Consider the following 20,613-nt stretch of genomic DNA (forward strand, 5'->3'; position numbering starts at 1 on the left):
CCTATCATGTATGTAGGCTCTTCGATGTTATATACGTTTATTTTTAAGATGCTCCTGCTTCCTCAAACTCAACCTCAACCTCACCTAAACGATGATACTCAGCTAGTACTGCATCTTGAATCTTTCCACGTGTACTTGAGTTAATTGGATGAGCGATATCCCTAAACTCTCCATCAGGAGTCCGTTTGCTCGGCATAGCAACAAATAAACCATTGTTGCCATCTATTACACGGATGTCATGAACAACAAATTCATGGTCTAACGTAATTGATGCAATCGCTCTCATTCTACCTTCCGTATTAACGCGGCGTAATCTAACGTCTGTCACTTCCATTCTGTTCACCACCTTTATAACTATATAAAAACTTAGTTATTCATATTCAACGGAAAATCGGAATCTCCTGCTAAATATTAAATATTTTTTTAAAAAGATTCATACTTTTTTGTGAATGAACAGAATATTAGTGAAAAAAGTCTTATTTTACAAGTGCAATTACTTCGATTTCAACCAAAACATCCTTAGGAAGTCTTGCTACTTCTACAGTTGAACGAGCTGGTTTATGTCCAGCAAAGAATTCACCGTAAATTTCATTTAGTTCTGCGAAGTCATCCATATTTTTGATGAATACGGTTGCTTTTACAACTGTATCTAATGATGCGCCTGCTTCAGCCAAGACAGCTTGTAGGTTTTTAAAAACCTGTGCTGTCTGTTCTTTAATTCCTCCGCTCACTAATTCACCAGCCGGTGTTAACGGAATTTGGCCTGAACTGAAAAACATGTTGTTTACAACGATTCCTTGTGAATATGGTCCTATTGCTGCCGGAGCCTGGTTTGTTTGAACTTGTTTCATTCCTCTTCCCCCATCTCATCTTCAATTTCAACTTGCTTTAGGTATGATTCATAATTACCTACTGTTACTTTTATTTGTTTTTCCTTCACATCAACATCTGTTAGCTTTACTAAAGATATGTATTCATCAACAAGTCTCTCTTCGACTCCTTCAGACTCAACGAGAACACCAATCCCTTTTAGGTTTGCATTGAATTCTTCAAGAATACTAACCATACCATTCACAGTACCGCCAGCTTTCATAAAGTCATCAATAATTAAAACATTAGAACCTTCTTTCAAGCTTCTTTTTGCCAATACCATCGTCTGGATTCTTTTTGTAGATCCAGAAACATAATTAATACTTACAGTTGAGCCTTCTGTCACTCGATTACCATGCCTTACTATCACTACAGGCACATCTAGGTAAGATGCTACTGCGTACGCAAGAGGAATTCCCTTTGTTGCAACAGTCATAACAACATCAATCTCATGATTTGAATAAATAGAGGCAAAAACTTTCCCGATTTTATTCACAATTCTCGGATCTCCAAGTATATCAGTTAAATATAAATAACCGCCTGGAAGAAGCCGATCAGGGTTGGCTATAACCTCACAAAGCTCTTTAACAACCTCACTTGCTTCTTCTTCTCCAACCATTGGAATAAATTTCACACCACCAGCTGCTCCTGCCACTGTGATTAATGTACCAATTCCCTGTTGCTCAAAGGTCTGTTTGATAATCGCTAAATCTTCACTAATTGAGGACTTCGCTGAATCATACTTTTCAGCAAAATAAGAAAGAGATACAAGATGCTGTGGGTGTAAAAGCAAGTGATTTGTCATATCAACAAGTCTACTACTCCGTCTAAATTTCATGGCTTGCCTCCAAAAACCGAATGTTTTATTGATAATATATCATTAATGTACGTTATAAATCAAATGCGCCTTGACCTATTGCGCTCAATTTTTATGCACGCTGGAAGTGGATTATAAAGACATTGCCACAGGATGTGGCGTTTCTTGCCTGGGTTGCTTCATTTCTGTTAGGTTTTGAATCGCCAACTGATGTTTTTATCTTTATTTCCCACTTAAAATAAAGTGCTCCTTCTGAATAAAGCTAAACTTTATTTCGTTCACCTAGCAATCGAACCGCATAAACTTGGTCGCAAAAACCACGTAATCCATTATATATTCGATGCAATCTCGACTCTCTTTGAACAAGTCCAAAAACAGTTGGACCGCTGCCGCTCATTAAAACGGCATCTGCACCAAATCGTTTCATTTGATCTTTAATATGAGCTACTTCTGGATGTAGTTTTAAGGTTACATCTTCTAAAACATTTCCGACTCGATTGCAAATTCCTTCAAAGTCCTTCATTTCGATTGCACGAATCATCCCATCCACATCCGGATGGTTTATTTGATCAATAGACAGATTCCGATACACTTCTGCTGTTGAAACGCCAATTGTGGGCTTTGCTAAAATGACCCAACAATGTGGAGGCGTGGGTAATTCTGTAATAATTTCCCCTCTACCAGTAGCTAGAGCTGTCCCCCCATAAACACAAAAGGATACATCTGAACCAATTTCGGCACCAATTGATGCAAGTTCATCCAAGCTAAGTCCTAAGCCCCAAAATTCGTTCAACCCTCGTAAGGTAGCGGCTGCATCACTACTTCCACCCGCAAGCCCTGCAGCCACAGGGATTGTTTTTGTAATCGAAATGACCACGCCTCTTTTTACACCGTATCGTTTTTTAAGTAAATGAGCTGCTTGGTATGCCAAGTTTCGGCTGTCATCTGGTACAAAGCGATTATGAGAGATGACCTTAATCTCATCTCCTTCATAATCGGATAATTCAAGCCTGTCCGATAAATCAATGGTTGTCATAATCATCCGTACCTCATGATAACCATCCTGGCGTTTATGCAAAACATCAAGCGCCAAATTGATTTTCGCTGGGGCCTTAACTAATAATTTCATGAAAACACCTGCTTTAAACGTAAATTCAATATTGCCATTGTACCATAAAGTAAACGTCGTAAAACAGTGATACAAAAGTGTCTACACTGTTTTTTTATAAATTATTCTATATGACCTTTTTCCTAGAGAATTTTGGATATTAAGAAAGCCGAAGCAATCCTGCTCCGGCGTCGTAGTTCACAATTGGTTTTGCTCTTTATTGGCAAGCTGTTGTTGTCCAATTTCAATTGCACGTTTTACCATATTTCCAGCATCTCGTGACCGAATTGCACCCCAACCTTCATTTTTAACGGTATCGTAAAAACCAAGTTCTTTTGCTAATTCTTCTTTAAAGGCTTCTGACATGATACCACGACGTCTTTCCAATAACTACAACCCCTTTCTACATCTACGACATCCATAGTATTTGATTATGAAGGGGTAGTTATATTAACAATTTTTAGGCTCCGAAGGCTTAATTTTATTCATTGTTTACATATGTTACGGGTAATATACCTTTATTTGTGCAAACTGGGGCTACAGCTGAATAATTTTCAAACAAAAAAGGGGTACTTTATGAAAAAGCACCACCTTTTTAGACAAAATAAAAAGCAGCAAACGTTGAAGTTTACTGCCCACTTATAGCTACGTTCCCGGATGTCTCATCAAAGAAGGTTAATTGAACGGTTTCTGTAAGGATATCAGCATAGCTGTATGAAACTCGCTCAAAGGAATTCTCATCCTGGTCTAGTTCAATTACAAATACAGAGGGGTACGTTTCAGCGAGCACTCCTGAGCGCTCAATTGTCTTTCTACGACCACCATTAGCCTTTAACGTAAGTCGCTTACCTAAATTAGTATCTAGAGACCGTTTAATATCAAGCAAAGTTTTTGCCATTTCACTCCACCTCACTATGTATTAGTATACCAAAAAAATCACCGAACGTCAAACAAAACTAAAATTATAACAATGATACAAAATACTTGTCAATAAATTTTTTCTTACAAATTTCTCAGCACACAAGCGATAGTATGCTCAAAAGTGAAGCCAATATGTATATAAATCAAGATTTCCTTTCATCGACAAATTTTTCACTACTTTTTATATGTAATAAAATACCAAAAGGACCTCTAGCGCTATACCGTTAGAGATCCCCATTTACCTCTTCAACATCCAATCTTTGATAAGGCATACCTGTTCGTAGTACACCCTTTGTTTCAATCCCACCAAGACCTTTTTCCCCTGTTAATGTATTGCGAAGAACATCCCATACGTTGATTCGTTCATCAAATGGAGTAAAACTAATTTTTGCTACAATATATACAGGATCTAATGCGTGTATATTGACTCTAGAAGGTGAACTTGCATAATTTGCCCCCGCCCGTATCAAAGACTCAAAATGAGACTGACAGGCGCCAGCGAAGATGACAAGTTGATCTAAATGCGGGAATTTTTTTCGAGCTTGCCGAACCGTTTGAGCAAAATGGCGGGAATGTCGGTATGCTTTTAGCTCCGTAATCTTTCCTTTCGATTTTAAATATGCATCATGACCAGTTATGACAAGAATATCGGGCCTGTATTTATCAAGTAATCCATCAATCCTTTCAGGCATTTCTTTTTCATGACAATGTACCCCATATACGGGAATACCAATTTTTTCATATAACATCAAACATTTTCTTAAATAGTTAGGGTCACCATCAATATGCAGAACTCTACCCGGTATTTGAAAAAACTCTGCATTATTTGTATACCCACCTGTAGCATGATATTCACTTTTTTGTCTAATTAGCTGATAATCCTGCCGAAAAAGTCGATATGAATGATCAACTTTTTCTCGATCAGTTCGTTGTCTTTTCTGTCTTTCATCTTCATCCACTAGCACTAAGTCATCATACGGAGCATCTGCAATCAACCTTACATCCTCACCATATAAATAAACAGTTTGATTATGTGTAATTTCTGTTACTTTGAACAATAAGTCAAACTGATGTGATTTACGTGCAACAATATCGCCAACCTTTATTTCCATCCACACCCACTCCAACTTTCGAGGTTATTTCGCTATTGATGTATGTTCAAAAAGGAGGATGAAAAGGACCAAGAAGTTCGAGGCGGTGAAGCTTTGAGCACCGGAACGTATGCAATTAATACGTGAGGAGCGGAAAAGCAAACCAACGAAGAAATTCGATGTGTCATTTTCACCGGACTTTTTGAACATCTGCTATTGAGATGCCTCTTGTTAGCCTATGCAGTATCACCCTAAGTGGTGAGGAGAAAGAAGATCGCAAAAAAAAGACCTACTATTCAGTAGGTCCTTCGTTAAAAGTTCGATATAATTCATCACTTAAACGTCCAAATTCCTCAATTGATAAAGTTTCACCCCGGCGTCTTGGGTCGATATCTGAAGTGGCTAAGCATCCTTCAATCGATTCCTTAAACGCCTTCCCATTTGGCAGATTAGAGGTCAAGTTATTTAAAATGGTCTTTCTCCGTTGTCCAAAAGAAGCACGAACAACATCAAAAAAGAATTGCTCATTTAATACTTTAACAGCCGGTTCCTTTCTTTTTAACAAACGAATCACTGCTGAATCTACATTTGGCTGAGGAACAAATACAGTTTTAGGTACTGTCATGACTGTTTCAGCGGTTGTGTAGTATTGGATGGCAATCGACAAGGAGCCATAATCCTTTGTACCAGGTGCCGCTGAAATACGGTCTGCCACTTCCTTCTGAAGCATGACCACGATCCCCCTTAGTGGGAGGTTTTCCGTTAGCAACTTCATAATAATTGGCGTTGTTACATAATAAGGGAGATTTGCTACCACCATAATATCTTCGATTCCCTGCATTTTTTCATTAATAACAGACTGGACATCTGCCTTTAAAACATCCTCATGGATAATTTCAACATTTGGATATGGGGATAGGGTGTCTGCTAAAATCGGCAAAAGTCGCCCATCAATTTCAAACGCAATCACCTTTTTTGCGCGCTTAGCAAGCTGTTCAGTTAATGCACCGATTCCTGGCCCAATTTCAATTGCAGCCGTCTCTTCTGTAACATCTGCATGATCGACAATGCGATGTAAAATATTCGTATCAATTAAAAAGTTTTGTCCTAGGCTTTTCTTAAAAGAAAAACCGTGCTTTTCCAAAATGTCTCTCGTTCTTATAGGTGTGGCTATATCTTTCATCACTTTGCCTTTTCCCCCTGTAACACTTTTTCAACTGCCTGGTCAAATGCCTCTTTTGTAATTTGGAACATCTGTAGACGCTTATAAAGCTGTTTTCCGTTAGTATAACCAATTTTTAAAAGAACGCCTAGCTTTTCCCTCCGTGCCTTCGCCTTCGTCCCTCCGATTAATCCTGCGTCCACTAGAGCGTCAAAATCAATTTCCGAGTAAAAGTCCCCTTGTTCCTCTTTAACGTCCGCTAAGGCCTTTCGAATCGCCTCTGGAGTGGCATGCTCAACGCCCACCTTTTTACCCGACTTTGCCAACGCCTCATTTTTAGGTAAAAACGCATGCTTACATCCTGGAACGGCTTTTGCGACAATCTTACGGATTCGTTCACCAGGATAGTCTGGATCAGTAAAGACAATAACTCCTCTCACTTCATAAGCATGTTTAATTCGTTCTAATACCTCTTTATTAACAGCTGAACCGTTTGTTTCAATGGTATCGGCATCTACCGCTCGTTGGATGGCGACTGTATCATCTTTTCCTTCAACAACAATTATTTCTTTTATTTTCATTTTTTATGAAACCTTTCTGGATTTAATTCGTCTAACAATATAGATACAAATATTACATAAGTATAACAAAAAAGACAAAGACATAAAAAGAAATGCTGAAGCGCCTTGCCCAGCCCCGACAAGCATAAGAAAAGCCGGCGAGAAGGATGCCGTTTATCCTTCTTGACGGGTTAGCTTATGACCTCGAGGGGCCAGGCGCTGAAGCTAGACATAAAAAAACAGAGGAAATCTCCTCTGTTATGTGAAAGTTAATTTAAGATTTGGATTTTGACCTTTCGTTGCCCCCAGCGAAAGGCTTGAGATTTTTCTGAGAAAAAGACATCAATTTTATAACCCTTAATATCAGTTCCCTTATCGGCAGCTATTGCATAGCCATACCCTTCGACATACACTTTGGTACCTAATGGAATGATACTTGGGTCTACTGCAATAACCTTAACATTTGGATTCGCACGAAGGTTTATTCCCGTAGCGGTTGTTCCTGAACACCCACTACAATACGCTGTATAAGCAGTAGATGATACATAGAATTCCTTCGCTGCATTAGCTGTACCACGGGAAACCTGTTGCACGATTTCACGTGTACCAACTGCAACAATCTTATCCTTACTATCCGCTAGGGTTTCGGTTTTTATCAGATCTCTTGAAACTTCTTTTCCATTCTCAAGAACAACTTCATAGTGCTTTGCAACTTTACCTTCTTGACCAGGAGTTACAACTTTTTCCTTGCCTTTATCAATGTTGTTGTCCTTTTTACGTACAACCCCAAAGGCAACGGATTCTTCCACTACATCGGTGACTTTTTCTACTCGTACAACATTAACGACACTATTTGCTGTAATCTGTTCTTCCATTCCTGGCTCTACTCGATCCAATTCATTTAGTGCAACATTTTGACCTTTTAAAAAGTCAGCGACAGTAGTCGAAGTGGACCAAACTTGCTTTTCAGTACCGCCGTCATTAAGCGTCAGTTGAAAGGCTTTTTCAACTTCAACTTTCATATCTTTTGTTAACTTTGTATCTAAACTTGGATTGACTTTATCGTGTTCTGTAATTTCTACCTTCGCATCTTTGAAAAGATCTTCCACGGTTTTGACTGTTGTCCAGACCTTTTGTGGTTGGTTATCGACAACAATTTCAACTGGAATGGCCTCTTGCCACGTTACTTTCAAATTGTCCTTGATTGCCGTATCCATAGATGGTGAAAGCTCGTCATGTTTCGAGACGTCAATCTCTAAATCTTGTAGAACTTCAGCAACCGTGTTTGCGTGCGTCCTTATAACTTGCTCTTTTCCATTTAATGATAGTGTAACTGTATCCTTGGTTGTTTCATATGCAGCATAACCTGAACCGGCACCTACTAAGACTATAAAACTACTTATCGAGACTATTAATCTCTTTTTGTGCTTCGACTCGGAAAACAGTTTTTTCATGTTTGTAAGCAAACGAAAAACGCCTCCTTCTCTCAGTGGATTATATAAAGGATATAATAATCTGTCAACCCCACCCCTTCTTCACGTCACCGTTGTAAAATATTATGCAAGAAGAGTTTTTAAAAAGAAAGAATTAGTTGTCGACAAAGATATATATGAGACGAAGGAGACATGTAGAACTTTTTCTAATCAACTTATCATTGGACAAGCTACCCTACTATTTGACAAAAATTGCTATCATTTTATGCCGAAAAATCGCATCGCATTGTCGGATGTTTTTTGTGCAATTTCCTCAAAAGAGACCCCTTTAAGCTCCGCAATTTGCTCTGCTACATATTTCACATAGCTTGGTTCATTTCGTTTTCCTCGAAAAGGATGTGGTGTTAAATAAGGACAATCCGTTTCAATTAAGAGGCGATCAAGCGGAATCTCCGCTGCCACTTCTTTTGGCTTTTTTGCATTTTTGAAGGTAACAGGCCCGCCAAATGATATGTAAAAATTCATATCAATACATTGTTTAGCAACTTCTATACTACCCGTAAAGCAGTGCATAATCCCACCCACTTCACTTGCATTCTCTTCTTGTAGAATTTCAATAATATCAGCCGTAGCTTCTCGATTATGGATAATAATGGGTAGTCTTACTTTTTTCGCTAACGCAATTTGCTTCCTGAAGACTTCCTTTTGAATATCCTTTGGAGACTTGTCCCAGTGGTAATCAAGTCCCATTTCTCCTAATGCCACTACCTTCGGATGGGCACTAAGCTCTTCAATCCATGTAAGATCTTCATCCGTCATATCAATCGCATCAACTGGATGCCATCCGATTGTTGCATAAATAAACTCATATTGATCCGCTAACTCAATCGCTCTTGTAATCGTCTCTCGGTCAAAACCGACAACAACGATTCTTTCAACACCTTCACTCAGTGCCCTTTCAATTACTTCTTCTAAATCTTCTTGATACTGTATTGCATTTAAATGTGCATGTGTATCAATTAACATTGTAAAGACTCCTTTATTGATTTCTTGTATGTAAAAAGGACAGATGACTCTGTCCTTTTCGTGTCTAGCTCAAGAGACCAACGGCTCTCTGGTCTAAGTCACGTATAATGCACTTTCTGTCAGCGCTCGTCTAAATGCTTGTCGCCGATAGACGGGCGCTCTTAGCACTTTTCTTGTTATTTTACTTTAGCTCCATTTGGTAGGCTTTGATCAATCGTTGCGACTGATAGCTTTCCATCAACAGATCCCGCTAAAATCATCCCTTGAGATAGCTCACCACGAAGTTTTACAGGTTTAAGGTTTGTTACACAAATCACTTTTTTACCTACTAGTTCATCTGGAGTGTAATACTGAGCAATGCCAGAAACAACCTGACGTTTTTCAAAGCCTAAATCTAATTGAAGCTTTAAAAGTTTATCAGCTTTTTTGACTGGCTCTACTTGAAGCACCTCTGCAACACGAAGCTCAACCTTCATGAAATCATCAATTGTGATCTCATCTGCTTGTTCTACTTCCTTTACAGGCTCTTCTTTTTTCGCACCGCCCTGCATTTTCTCTTTAATATATTCAACTTCCTCAGCAATTTCTAAACGAGGGAATATTGGCTCACCCTTTGAAACCTGAATTCCTTCTTGCTTTATTCCAAATTCAGCTAAGCTTTCCCAAGTTTTTAATGCATCATCCTTCATTCCAAGTTGTGCAAAAATTTCTCCTGGCGTTTTAATTAAAAATGGTTCAAGCAAAATAGCCGAAAAACGTAAGGATTCCGCTAAGTGACTCATGATAGAGCCTAGTTCATCCTTTTTCGCCTCATCTTTTGCAACAACCCATGGTTGGGTTTCGTCAATATATTTATTTGTACGACTAATAAACTGCCATAGGGCTGTTAGTGCAACAGAAAACTCCATTTTTTCCATTGCTTCTTCATATTTTGCAACAGTTTCTACCGCGAAATTCGCTAGTTGAGTATCATATTCTGAATGATGTCCTTGATACATTGGAACAGTACCATCAAAATAACGTCCAATCATCGCAACCGTTCGATTTAATAAATTTCCTAGGTCATTTGCTAAGTCAAAATTGATTCTTTCAACAAATCCTTCTGGAGTGAATACACCATCGGCACCAAAAGGAACCTCACGTAATAAGTAATAACGTAGAGAATCGAGTCCATAACGGTCGATTAATGTGACCGGGTCCACGACATTTCCCTTTGATTTTGACATTTTGCCATCCTTCATTAACAACCAACCATGAGCAAATACTTTTTTCGGTAATGGTAGGTCTAATGCCATCAGCATAATTGGCCAATAGATAGTATGGAAACGAACAATTTCCTTTCCAACTAAATGAACATCAGCTGGCCAATATTTTTGATATTTAGTATCATCTTCTGTTCCGTAACCTAAAGCTGTAATATAGTTTGATAACGCATCAATCCATACGTATATAACATGCTTTGGATCGCCAGGTACTTTTATTCCCCAATCAAAGGTTGTTCTTGATACAGCCAAATCCTCAAGTCCAGGTTTAATGAAGTTATTAATCATTTCATTTTTGCGAGACTCAGGTTGGATGAATTCTGGATTTTCTTCATAGTACTTTAGTAGACGGTCTACATATTTACTCATTTTGAAGAAATATGATTCTTCCTTCACCTTTTCAACTGGACGTCCACAGTCCGGGCAATTGCCATCAACTAATTGTCTTTCCGTAAAGAAGGACTCACAAGGTGTGCAGTACCAGCCCTCATACTGATCAAGATAGATATCTCCTTGTTTTACAAGTTGATCAAAAATCTTTTCAACAACCTTCTTATGACGATCTTCTGTTGTACGGATAAAATCATCATAGGATATCTCAAGCTTCTTCCATAGATCCTGAATGCCTGAAACAATCTCATCAACATATTCTTGTGGGGTAACACCTTTTTCCGCTGCAGAGCGTTGAATTTTTTGACCATGCTCGTCAGTTCCTGTCAAAAACATGACATCGTATCCACGAAGTCTTTTATATCGAGCCATAGCATCTGCTGCTACAGTTGTATAAGCGTGTCCTATATGTAGTTTCCCACTTGGATAATAAATGGGAGTGGTTAAGTAAAATGTTTTATTCTCTTGAGCCATCTCCGTAAACCTCCTCTTAAAAGTAACTCGAATAAACAAGACTTTCCTATTCATCTATTCCTATTATATCTTCAAAATATACCTAAAGCACAAGAGTAATGTCAATTTATACAGATTAATATCTATATGATAATTAAAATAAAGAGTTACAATTCGACAAATACAGTTAACTGCTATTTTTTTCGACAAAACTCGGTTGGTGTTTGTAGAATTTTGTCGAATGGATTTTACATTTTTTCCTCTAATATGGTACAGGTTTTTTCAAGAAAAAGTAGATTGATAATGTAAATAACCTCATGAAACCCTTCTGTTATAAGACACAGCGTGCCAATTTTATACAAATTTTAAAAGAATTGTAGTTAAAAATGATTGACGTTAAATGGAAATCTTGATATTATTATCTAGAAATCAATTTGTCGAAAATTGACGATAGAGAGAGATAAATAATACAAATATTGAGAGGAGAAAAACAAATGAAATCTACAGGTATTGTTCGTAAAGTTGATGAATTAGGTCGTGTTGTTATTCCTATCGAGCTTCGTCGTACATTAGACATCGCTGAAAAAGATGCTCTTGAAATTTATGTTGACGATGACAAAATCATTTTAAAGAAATACAAGCCAAATATGACTTGCCAAATTACTGGTGAAATTTCTGATGACAATTTCACTCTTGCTAATGGTAAGATCGTTCTTAGCCGTGAAGGTGCTGAACAAATCTTAAAAGAACTTCAAGAAAATCTTACAGCTGTAAAATAATAGATGTTATAAAAAAGCTTCTCTAAACGAGAAGCTTTTTCGTTTTTACAAATCGTGATATTCTTGGTAAATTTCTCTTTTTTGTTGATTCCTGTCTTTTGCCACTTGTTTAATGGCTTCTTTCGTTGTCATGGCCCCTGTCTCAACATAGTGGTTTACATGTTGTTCGATTGATAGGTGCTCCCACCAAACCTCTGAAGTCACCAACTCGTTTTGCTGGGCTCCTTCCACAACAAGACAAAATTCACCGCGAACTGTATCCTCCTCTGTCCATGCAAGGACTTCCTCCAAGTCGCCACGAATAAACTCTTCAAACTTCTTCGTTAATTCTCTGGAAACGGTGATTTGACGATTTCCTAATACCTCTTTTATCAACTTCAACGTTTCTTTTAAGCGATGTGGTGCTTCATAAAAAAGCATCGTAGCTTGAATATGCGCTAAGCCTTCCAACTGCTTTCGCTTCTCTTTCTTATTTCGATCTAGGAAACCATAAAAATAGAAGGGTTGAGTAGGGAGTCCAGACGCAATAAGAGATGTTAATGCAGCGTTCGCTCCTGGTAGTGGAACGACATACATCTTTTCTTGAACCGCTTCGACTACTAATTCATAGCCAGGATCAGAAATTGTCGGCATACCTGCGTCACTTACAAGTGCCACATCTTTTCCTTCACGTAATAATGACAGAATTTTGTCCCCGCTCACCTTTTTATTATGTTCATGATAACTAATCACAGGTGTTTCAATTTCAAAATAATTACAAAGCTTTTTTGTTTGCCTTGTATCCTCTGCCGCAATATAAGCAGATTCCTTCATAATCTTAATTGCACGGAAAGTCATATCCTCCAAATTTCCAATTGGAGTTGGAACGAGATATAAAGTTCCATATTCATAATTTGGTTGAAAGCTTTTTTGCTGCCACATAGCGTTCCTCACTTTCCATTGCCAGCAACCGTTCCTTCTCAGGCCGCTTTAATCGTTTAAACCTATATTCTGCGCGCATCGCTTCTTCTTTCGTTTCAAATTCCTGCGAAAATAACAACGTAATCGGACCTCTGCCTCTTGTATATTTGGCGCCTTTTCCCTCATTATGCTTTTTCATCCTCTGATGAATATCTGTTGTATAACCTGCATAATAGGTTCCATCCTTGCACTCTACGACATACAAATAATGCTTATTCGTCTCCATAAAGAATCGTCCTTATCTCTTTTGTATACTCATTGTGTTCATCATATACATATAGTGGAGGTAAAATTTTTAGATCCGCATTACCTTGTTTGATTCCTTCAACTAAGATCGTATTTGCCTCTTTACCCAACCTTGGATGTACAAATTGCAATCGCTTTGGTTCCACCCGGTATTGTCTCATCAAGGTAAGAATGTCCATTAATCGCCCTGGGCGATGAACAAATGCAACCTTTCCTCCTTGCTTAACCAATTGACTACTTACACGGACAACATCCTCTAATGTACAATATATTTCATGTCGAGCAATCGCAAGATGTTCATTTTTATTCATTTCATCTGCCTTAGGTGTTGGAAAATACGGTGGATTACACGTCACCACATCAAATTTTCCACGACCTAATTTTTCAGGCATGTCTTTAATATCCCCATGAATAATTGAAAGTTGCTTTGAAAGATCATTATACTCAATGCTGCGTTTTGCCATATCATAAATACGCTCTTGTATCTCTACTCCGGTAATCTCAGCCTTCGATCTCCTGCTTAATAATAATGGGATCACCCCATTACCTGTACATAAATCAATGATTTTCCCTTTTTGAATGGGCACATACACAAATCTTGCTAAAAGCACTGTATCCAATGAAAAAGCAAAGACAGAAGGACTTTGGATAATTCTTAAGTTCTCTGCTAATAAATGATCTAATCGTTCACCATCATGTAATTGAACCATTGCATTCTGTTCCTTCCCTACAGTTATCTATGTATCATTATAAGGCTTTTCCTTAAAAGGATGTTCAAAAAGTCGGCTTAAAATGACACATTGAATTTCTGCGTTGGCTTGCTTCTCCGTTCCTCACGTATTACCTGCATACGCTCCGGTACTCAAAGCTGCACCACCTTTAAACTTCGACGCACAGGATGTGCTAGTGTCGACAATGCCACAGGACGTGGCATTTTTGTCGACGCGGTCCTTTTCACCCTCCTTTTTGAATTTGTAATTAAAAGATGAAAAAGTCCTTCCCGGTTGGAAAGGACCTATTTCTTATTTAAAAAGGAGAGACAAAATAAGCAGTCACCATCAGTACGGACACTTCCATAATGAACATTACAAATATGAAAGCCCTCTTGATAAAGTCTAGCTAAATTGTCATATCCCTCTCCGATATCAACTAGTCTAGCTTCTGGTAAAACCTTATCGTTTTTTTCCTCTTTTTTCTTTGAAATGGATTGATCAAGTCGGCGCCGTAAAAGGTCGTTCTCCATTTTAAGATTGTGATTCTCTTCAAGTAATTGCCCAAGATGTTCTTTCAATTCTCCTAGCTGTTTGTACAGATTTCCAATTTGAGTCTCCATACTACTAACAGATTCAAAAATATCTTTTTTGTCCACGCATTCCACCTCGTCATTCTGTGGCTTGAATCGAAATCGCTCCTTCTTTCAGTAGTTCCTCCCACGTATATTCGACAACTCGTTCACGGCCAATTAATTCTAACTGAAGCACTCGTTCTAAAATATTAAGTCCAACGACCTTCCCAGCACCACTTGTCGTTTCAATCACATCACCAAGGTCTGGAAGTTGTTCTTTTGCACTTTCGTACTCATCATTCTCATATTTTAGACAGCACATTAATCGACCACATAAACCTGATATTTTAGTAGGGTTTAATGAAAGGTTTTGATCTTTTGCCATCTTAATGGAAACCGGCTCAAAATCACCTAAGAAGGTTGAGCAACAAAGCATTCTTCCACATGGACCAATTCCACCAAGCATTTTAGCTTCATCACGTACCCCAATTTGTCTTAATTCAATTCTCGTACGGAAGATTGCCGCTAAATCCTTTACTAATTCGCGGAAATCAACGCGTCCATCCGCTGTAAAATAGAAGATTACTTTATTTCTATCAAACGTATATTCTACATCAACAAGCTTCATATCAAGGCTATGTTCCGCTACTTTTTCCTGGCATACATTATACGCCTCAATAGCCGCTGCTTTATTTTCTTCTACAATTAATTTATCTTTTGAATCCGCGATGCGGATGACCTTTTTCAATGGAAGTACGATGTCATGTTCATCGACTTGCTTTTTATTTATAACAACCTTGCCAAATTCAATTCCTCTAACCGTTTCGACAATAACAAATTCGCCATCAGGAATTGTAAAACCATTTGGGTCAAAGTAATAGATTTTACCCGCTTTTTTAAAGCGTACACCAACTACATCATACAAGCTTATATCCCTCCTGTAACTTTATTACCAATTGCTCCATTAATAAATGTGGGTTCATGTTGGTGTATAGACGACGTTTCGCCTCTAATACCGCTGCTATTTGATCACTCACACGTCGTGTTGACGTCTTAAGTGCATGTTGTTTAAAGCTCGTAATCTGGTCATGAAAAATAAGCTTTTCTTCATCACCAAGCTGTATATATAATAAATCCTTAAAAATAAGCAATAATATATCTAAACCAAAGCTAAGCTGCTCTTTCTCTTTAAAATGAGGCAACCATTGATCCTGCAGAAAAAAGAAAGCATGAGTTGGCCTTGTATGGATTACTTCATATAATTGTAACACTATTGAACGGGACTGTCCAAACCATGCGTCTTCACTTAATTCACGCGCTTCTTCTAAATTATTGGTTGTATGAGCAACAAGTGAAGCTATAGTAGGAGATATTCCTTCATCAATCAGCCGCTCAGAAATGACCTTTGGAGCGAGTGGCTGAAACGATAAAACCTGACATCTGGATAAAATCGTATTTAAAATCCGATGGATTTGTTCAGTTAACAAAATCGCTACTGTTTGACTTGTCGGCTCCTCTAGGAATTTCAACAAACTATTTGCAGCATTCGTTGTCATTTTATCAGCATGATTAATCACATACACTTTACGATTTGACTCCACACCTGTTTTTGAGAATTCTTCCTGCAAGGCTTGAATCTGCCATTTTTTAATCGATTGACCATCCGGCTCGATAATATGAACATCAGGATGGTTACCCGATGAAATCCTGCGGCAATTTGTGCAGTCATTACACGGTTTATACCCATTTGATTGCTGGCAGAAAAGACTTTTTGCTAAAAGAAAGCCTACATCCTTTTTACCTGTCCCTCGACTTCCTTCAAATAAGTAAGCATGGGCCACTCTGTTCTTCCTGAGACTATTTTCAACCACTTTTAGTACAAGTGGTTGATATTCCTGCAGTTGTTCCCATGTTTTTTCCACTCTATATCACTCTTTCAAATCACGTATATAAATTGATTAATAACCCTTTTATTAATCCAACTTTTCCAAGAATATCGATTGACCCTTTTTCTTGATCAACCATTTGTTCTGTTAAATCCAATAGTTCCTTGTCAATTGTCTCAACAAGCTTGTGTGTTCTCCCTTGTCCATTAAAATTCCAGCTATGGGAGTCTTTAATATCCATCCCATACTCTACAGCCTCGTGAATAAAGCGTTTTACAAGGGATTTATAGGAAGCCAAATCCTGAAAAGTTTGAGAGCGAGAGAGTCGTTCTCCCGCCATGTCAATTTGAGAAAGAAGTTTCGTCAATTGTTCCATTTGAAGCTTATTTCCTTCTTGATGAACAATTTTGCTGAAAGTAAGATTTCCTGAAACCTTATTGGATGTGTTTGGCTGATTTTTATCTATATTGACACGAAAATCCTGGTTTATTTTCATAAGACGTTAAAACACCTCACAATCAAATACGCCTTGGCGTATTTGTGCCCGATTTTTAGGCCCACAGGAAGTGGGTCATAAAGACGTTGCCACAGGATGTGGCGTTTTTAGTCTTTGATCTTACTGCTCGAAAAACTTCCTTTAAAAAAATCGTGGCATCCGCCGGAGGCTTTAACTTTATTTATTGGGTTTAACCCCAAATGAATAAAGTTAAAATTGATGGAACTCATCAATTGGCAATACAAACACAGTAGCTCCACCCACTTCAACCTTCACTGGAAATGGGACAAAAGAATCTGCATTTCCACCCATTGGTGAAACAGGGGCAATCATCTGCTCCCGATGCTTGCAATTATCCTTGATAATGTCTAATAATTTATTCACGCGGATGTCCTCTGTTCCAACAAGGAATGTAGTGTTACCTGATTTTAGAAATCCACCTGTTGTAGCAAGCTTCGTTGCTCTAAAATTATGTTCAACTAATGCCTGTGACAAACGGTTGCTATCCTTATCCTGCACAACTGCAACAACTAGCTTCATCGTTTTGCCTCCCTTTATTTTATCACTTTTACGTGTTCCTTCATATTACGAAATTTGGTAACTAAATGTGCGAATGTCCATGTTTGTCTTTATTCTATAACAAGTATAGCCAGAACGAAAAGAAAAACCTCAAAAATCATCTGACTTTTGAGGAAATTCATACAGTTAACCTTTATTTACGTGTTTTTCAATCATTTCAAGTGCTTCCTTCGCGACTACATCGAGTGCGTTCTCCGCATTAATGGTGTGAAATCTGTCCTTAAAACGATCTGCAACCTTTACATATCCTTCATACACCTTTTGATGAAATGAAAGCTTCTCAAGATCTAATCGATTTACTTCTCTGTCATCATTCTTTTTTATTCTTGTGATACCTTTTTCAGGCTGTATATCAAAGAAAAGCGTTAACGATGGCATAAGTCCATTAATCGCAAATTCATTAATCGATAGAACCTCATCAATTCCTAATTCACGTGCATAGCCTTGATATGCTAGTGAACTATCAATAAATCGGTCGCACAAAACGATTTTCCCTTCGTTCAACGCCGGAATAACTTTCTCGACTAAATGCTGGCGGCGAGAAGCTGCATATAAAAGCGCCTCCGTGCGTCCATCCATTTTTATATTGTTCTTATCTAAAATGACAGAACGTATTTGTTCAGCAATATCGATTCCACCAGGTTCTCTTGTAGAGACGACATCATACCCTTTTTTTGAAAGTTCTTCCTGAAGGATTCCTAAAACGGTTGTTTTCCCCGCACCTTCAGGACCTTCCAATGTTATAAAATAACCTGTCACTTTTCGTTCAAGCCCCTTACTTATTTAATATCTTAATATATTTTCCTTTCATATCTCCACCTTGGAAGTGTGCACCCGTCTCTATATAGGTAGTAAGGATTTCAATGTGCCGTTCAGTTACACATTCTCCTTCCATTAGAACCGGGATTCCTGGGGGATAAGGAATAATCATTTCTCCGGAAATGTTTCCGATTGCGTCTTTAAAGGAAACAACCTTTTTATTGTACCCTTTTATTTCATTATAGCAAAGTGCTAGCGTAGAAACGGTCTTTCCTTCATCATGTAAATCAATAAATCTCCGTTTCATCGGTGTATATTCTTTAATAGCACGCTTTATTTTTATAAAAATTTCATCAGCGTCAAAACGATGTGATAATGGTAATACAAAAAGAACATTATTTGGGTCTGCCATTTCTGTAAAGAGACCTTCTTTTTCAAAACAACTTTGCAACTCATATCCATTCAACTCACACTGTGATTGAATGGTAAGTTTTAATACATCTGTTTGTACATCTTGATTTTTTGAAGTCACAACTTTTATTTGCGGTATTGCCTCAAGTTTTTGAGAAAATGCAACAATCTTTTCAATGATTTGGTTTGTCCCCTTCTCCTTCACAGTAGCAAGATAATGCCTAGCAAGATCAAGTGAAGCCATAATTGGATAGGATGGACTACTCGATTGTAACATTTGAAGATAATACTCAACCTCTTCATGTTTAATGAGCTGACTATTTATATGTAAAAAGGAGCCCATCGTCATTGCCGGGAGAGTTTTATGTGCAGAATGCACCACAATATCAGCACCTAATGCAACAGCAGACGAAGGAAAACCTTCAAGCAAAAAATGGGCTCCATGAGCCTCATCGATTAAAACTACCGCACCTTTCTCATGTGCATACGTAATAATTTGGGCTAATTCCTTTTGATTCGCCATTCCAAAATAGTTGGGGTTCGTTAAAATTACGGCTTTTATTTGTGGGTATGTATCAAATGCCTCTTTTACCGTGTTAAAGGAAACATAGGAGGCAACTTGTACTTCATCATCATATGTAGGATGAATAAAAACAGGTCGTGCACCCGCCATTTTTAATCCATTTAATATGGATTTATGAGAATTTCGTTGCACAAGGACTGTATCGTTTTCAGAACATACCGACAGAATCATTGCTAAATTACCCACCGTTGAGCCATTTACTAAAAAGTAGCTTTTTCCGACTCCATATAGATCTGCCACTAATTTCTCCGCTTCTAAGATGGCACCTTCAGGATGATGCAGATCATCAAGCCCGATTAACTCCGTCGCATCAATTTCTAAGACTTTATGAAAATAGGGATACCCCTTACTTGAAAACACTTGTCCATATTTATGTCCTGGTACATGCATCGATTGAGGTCTCATCTGTGAATGATGATCGAGTGCATCAAACAATGGAGTTCTTTGTTGATTCATAGTTATATATACCTTTCTAATGTATTTAAACCTATTATAAAGCAAAAAAAGGGACCTATTCCACTAGGTCCAACTTCAACTTGGAATTGCACCTAACGCAAAGCAATACCAAGTAGTTTAAAACTATGAATATATCTCTGGGGTTGAAACTTTCTTAAGCCGATCTAAATAATATTGATACTTAGGATCATTTGTTTCCGTACGAATGATGTCTTGCTCGCAATCCAAACAAATGAATCTGGTATAAAGGTGTATGCCTCTTTTTTTCTCTTGCTCACATATAATACACGTTTCCCCATATTGATTTCTATTTGTGAGTGAACTCACTGCCTCCACCTCCATACACATATTTTGCCCGGATTTCTAAAATGTATACACAATTATAAAAATAACGAACAGTTGTAATTTAATTTATTTAGCAGTCTATGAAACTCAGGGGCTAGTTTGTGTATGTCTTAGATTAAAAAGTTGGTAACTGATGCTGTGTTTTGTGGTAAGTGGATTAATGTGTTATCGGTTTTTATGAGGTGAAAATGCCAAACTTGCAAACAGCGTAACGTATCTGTTATTAAAAATGACAATCTAAAAAAGCTTGTATATTGGCTTCCGTTACCTATTCTTTCATCTAAACCATGAATCAGTAACGAATCAGCACACTTCGTTATCACATTCGTCTTTATATTCCTCAAAGTGTATCGATTCCACACTTTACGTTACTCTTTCCCATATATCAATTATCAAACTGGCACGTTTTACAATCCATCATGTCCCAACAATTGCACCCAAAAAACAATATAAAAAAAGACCAACCATATTGGCTGATCTTTTGTGTGCCTAGCGACGTCCTACTCTCACAGGGACAAAGTCCCAACTACCATCGGCGCTGAAGAGCTTAACTTCCGTGTTCGGTATGGGAACGGGTGTGACCTCTTCGCTATCGCCACTAGACTATATGAAGGATTCATTCCTTCAAAACTAGATAACGCTCCTACATTCATCATTTTGGTTAAGTCCTCGATCGATTAGTATCAGTCAGCTGCACATGTCACCATGCTTCCACCTCTGACCTATCAACCTCGT

Annotated in this window: 24 protein-coding genes and 1 rRNA gene; 1 reads left to right on the forward strand and 24 read right to left on the reverse strand. The window is 38.0% G+C overall.

The window, feature by feature from the left end; genetic code table 11:
• Positions 1 to 43 precede the first annotated feature (43 nt).
• The 12 genes from spoVG to metG form a co-directional block, all read right to left on the reverse strand.
• The gene (spoVG, locus tag DZB84_RS21845; protein ID WP_010285377.1) at positions 44 to 334 is read right to left on the reverse strand and encodes a septation regulator SpoVG; all 291 of its coding nucleotides are present in this window, start codon (positions 332 to 334) and stop codon (positions 44 to 46) included.
• 142 nt (positions 335 to 476) lie between these two features.
• Entirely contained in the window at positions 477 to 851 is a 375-nt protein-coding gene (locus DZB84_RS21850) for a RidA family protein (protein WP_116354418.1), read from the reverse strand.
• Positions 848 to 1,708: a pur operon repressor gene (gene purR, locus DZB84_RS21855; RefSeq protein ID WP_116354419.1), complete on the reverse strand. Its 861-nt coding sequence runs from the start codon at positions 1,706 to 1,708 to the stop codon at positions 848 to 850. The genes DZB84_RS21850 and purR overlap by 4 nt, the downstream gene beginning before the upstream one ends.
• A 241-nt stretch (positions 1,709 to 1,949) precedes the next feature.
• A complete protein-coding gene (gene ispE, locus DZB84_RS21860) occupies positions 1,950 to 2,816 on the reverse strand; it encodes a 4-(cytidine 5'-diphospho)-2-C-methyl-D-erythritol kinase (RefSeq protein ID WP_116354420.1) in 867 nt (288 codons plus the stop codon).
• A gap of 177 nt (positions 2,817 to 2,993) precedes the next feature.
• Entirely contained in the window at positions 2,994 to 3,182 is a 189-nt protein-coding gene (locus DZB84_RS21865) for a small, acid-soluble spore protein, alpha/beta type (RefSeq protein WP_116354421.1), read from the reverse strand.
• Positions 3,183 to 3,423: 241 nt separating this feature from the next.
• The gene (gene veg / locus DZB84_RS21870) at positions 3,424 to 3,693 is read right to left on the reverse strand and encodes a biofilm formation stimulator Veg (protein ID WP_116354422.1); all 270 of its coding nucleotides are present in this window, start codon (positions 3,691 to 3,693) and stop codon (positions 3,424 to 3,426) included.
• Positions 3,694 to 3,940: 247 nt separating this feature from the next.
• A complete protein-coding gene (gene yabG, locus DZB84_RS21875; protein ID WP_116354423.1) occupies positions 3,941 to 4,828 on the reverse strand; it encodes a sporulation peptidase YabG in 888 nt (295 codons plus the stop codon).
• A 271-nt stretch (positions 4,829 to 5,099) separates the two neighbouring features.
• Entirely contained in the window at positions 5,100 to 5,993 is an 894-nt protein-coding gene (gene rsmA / locus DZB84_RS21880) for a 16S rRNA (adenine(1518)-N(6)/adenine(1519)-N(6))-dimethyltransferase RsmA (protein WP_116354424.1), read from the reverse strand.
• Positions 5,990 to 6,550 (reverse strand): ribonuclease M5, encoded by a 561-nt coding sequence (rnmV, locus tag DZB84_RS21885; RefSeq protein WP_116354425.1) that lies wholly within the window; start codon positions 6,548 to 6,550, stop codon positions 5,990 to 5,992. Before rnmV ends, rsmA begins: the two co-directional genes overlap by 4 nt.
• A gap of 248 nt (positions 6,551 to 6,798) precedes the next feature.
• On the reverse strand, positions 6,799 to 7,995 hold the full coding sequence (locus DZB84_RS21890) for a resuscitation-promoting factor (protein WP_116354426.1): 1,197 nt from the start codon (positions 7,993 to 7,995) through the stop codon (positions 6,799 to 6,801).
• A gap of 225 nt (positions 7,996 to 8,220) precedes the next feature.
• Positions 8,221 to 8,988, reverse strand: coding sequence for a TatD family hydrolase (locus DZB84_RS21895; RefSeq protein WP_116354427.1), 768 nt, complete (start codon positions 8,986 to 8,988; stop codon positions 8,221 to 8,223).
• Positions 8,989 to 9,164: 176 nt separating this feature from the next.
• Positions 9,165 to 11,168 carry a methionine--tRNA ligase gene (gene metG / locus DZB84_RS21900; RefSeq protein ID WP_116354428.1) on the reverse strand — a complete coding sequence of 668 codons (2,004 nt, stop codon included), beginning with the start codon at positions 11,166 to 11,168 and terminating at the stop codon, positions 9,165 to 9,167.
• A gap of 419 nt (positions 11,169 to 11,587) precedes the next feature.
• On the opposite strand from metG, the gene abrB reads away from it, so the two are divergent.
• Positions 11,588 to 11,872: a transition state genes transcriptional regulator AbrB gene (gene abrB, locus DZB84_RS21905; RefSeq protein WP_116354429.1), complete on the forward strand. Its 285-nt coding sequence runs from the start codon at positions 11,588 to 11,590 to the stop codon at positions 11,870 to 11,872.
• Positions 11,873 to 11,917: 45 nt separating this feature from the next.
• On the opposite strand, the gene rsmI is transcribed toward abrB, so the two are convergent.
• From rsmI to rrf, 12 genes are all read right to left on the reverse strand, one after another.
• Positions 11,918 to 12,793, reverse strand: coding sequence for a 16S rRNA (cytidine(1402)-2'-O)-methyltransferase (gene rsmI, locus DZB84_RS21910; protein ID WP_116354430.1), 876 nt, complete (start codon positions 12,791 to 12,793; stop codon positions 11,918 to 11,920).
• Entirely contained in the window at positions 12,759 to 13,058 is a 300-nt protein-coding gene (locus DZB84_RS21915; protein ID WP_116354431.1) for a GIY-YIG nuclease family protein, read from the reverse strand. Before DZB84_RS21915 ends, rsmI begins: the two co-directional genes overlap by 35 nt.
• Complete coding sequence (locus DZB84_RS21920) at positions 13,045 to 13,788, reverse strand: tRNA1(Val) (adenine(37)-N6)-methyltransferase (protein WP_116354432.1); 744 nt, start codon at positions 13,786 to 13,788, stop codon at positions 13,045 to 13,047. Before DZB84_RS21920 ends, DZB84_RS21915 begins: the two co-directional genes overlap by 14 nt.
• Positions 13,789 to 14,093: 305 nt before the next feature.
• Positions 14,094 to 14,447: a DNA replication initiation control protein YabA gene (gene yabA / locus DZB84_RS21925; protein ID WP_116354433.1), complete on the reverse strand. Its 354-nt coding sequence runs from the start codon at positions 14,445 to 14,447 to the stop codon at positions 14,094 to 14,096.
• A 13-nt stretch (positions 14,448 to 14,460) separates the two neighbouring features.
• On the reverse strand, positions 14,461 to 15,288 hold the full coding sequence (gene ricT / locus DZB84_RS21930; RefSeq protein ID WP_116354434.1) for a competence/sporulation regulator complex protein RicT: 828 nt from the start codon (positions 15,286 to 15,288) through the stop codon (positions 14,461 to 14,463).
• The gene (holB, locus tag DZB84_RS21935; RefSeq protein WP_116354435.1) at positions 15,281 to 16,285 is read right to left on the reverse strand and encodes a DNA polymerase III subunit delta'; all 1,005 of its coding nucleotides are present in this window, start codon (positions 16,283 to 16,285) and stop codon (positions 15,281 to 15,283) included. The genes ricT and holB overlap by 8 nt, the downstream gene beginning before the upstream one ends.
• 19 nt (positions 16,286 to 16,304) lie before the next feature.
• Positions 16,305 to 16,745 (reverse strand): YaaR family protein, encoded by a 441-nt coding sequence (locus DZB84_RS21940; protein WP_116354436.1) that lies wholly within the window; start codon positions 16,743 to 16,745, stop codon positions 16,305 to 16,307.
• Positions 16,746 to 16,955: 210 nt separating this feature from the next.
• Entirely contained in the window at positions 16,956 to 17,285 is a 330-nt protein-coding gene (locus DZB84_RS21945) for a cyclic-di-AMP receptor (protein WP_077620134.1), read from the reverse strand.
• Positions 17,286 to 17,450: 165 nt separating this feature from the next.
• Positions 17,451 to 18,083 (reverse strand): dTMP kinase, encoded by a 633-nt coding sequence (tmk, locus tag DZB84_RS21950; RefSeq protein ID WP_116354437.1) that lies wholly within the window; start codon positions 18,081 to 18,083, stop codon positions 17,451 to 17,453.
• A gap of 16 nt (positions 18,084 to 18,099) precedes the next feature.
• Positions 18,100 to 19,533 (reverse strand): aminotransferase class I/II-fold pyridoxal phosphate-dependent enzyme, encoded by a 1,434-nt coding sequence (locus tag DZB84_RS21955; protein WP_116354438.1) that lies wholly within the window; start codon positions 19,531 to 19,533, stop codon positions 18,100 to 18,102.
• A gap of 123 nt (positions 19,534 to 19,656) precedes the next feature.
• The gene (locus tag DZB84_RS21960) at positions 19,657 to 19,875 is read right to left on the reverse strand and encodes a sigma factor G inhibitor Gin (protein WP_149917165.1); all 219 of its coding nucleotides are present in this window, start codon (positions 19,873 to 19,875) and stop codon (positions 19,657 to 19,659) included.
• Positions 19,876 to 20,365: 490 nt separating this feature from the next.
• Positions 20,366 to 20,481 (reverse strand): 5S ribosomal RNA (gene rrf, locus DZB84_RS21965).
• Between the last annotated feature and the right edge of the window lie 132 nt (positions 20,482 to 20,613).

Origin of the sequence: Bacillus sp. HNG (assembly GCF_003400205.1) — a bacterium.
Taxonomy (GTDB): Bacteria; Bacillota; Bacilli; order Bacillales; family Bacillaceae_L; genus Ferdinandcohnia.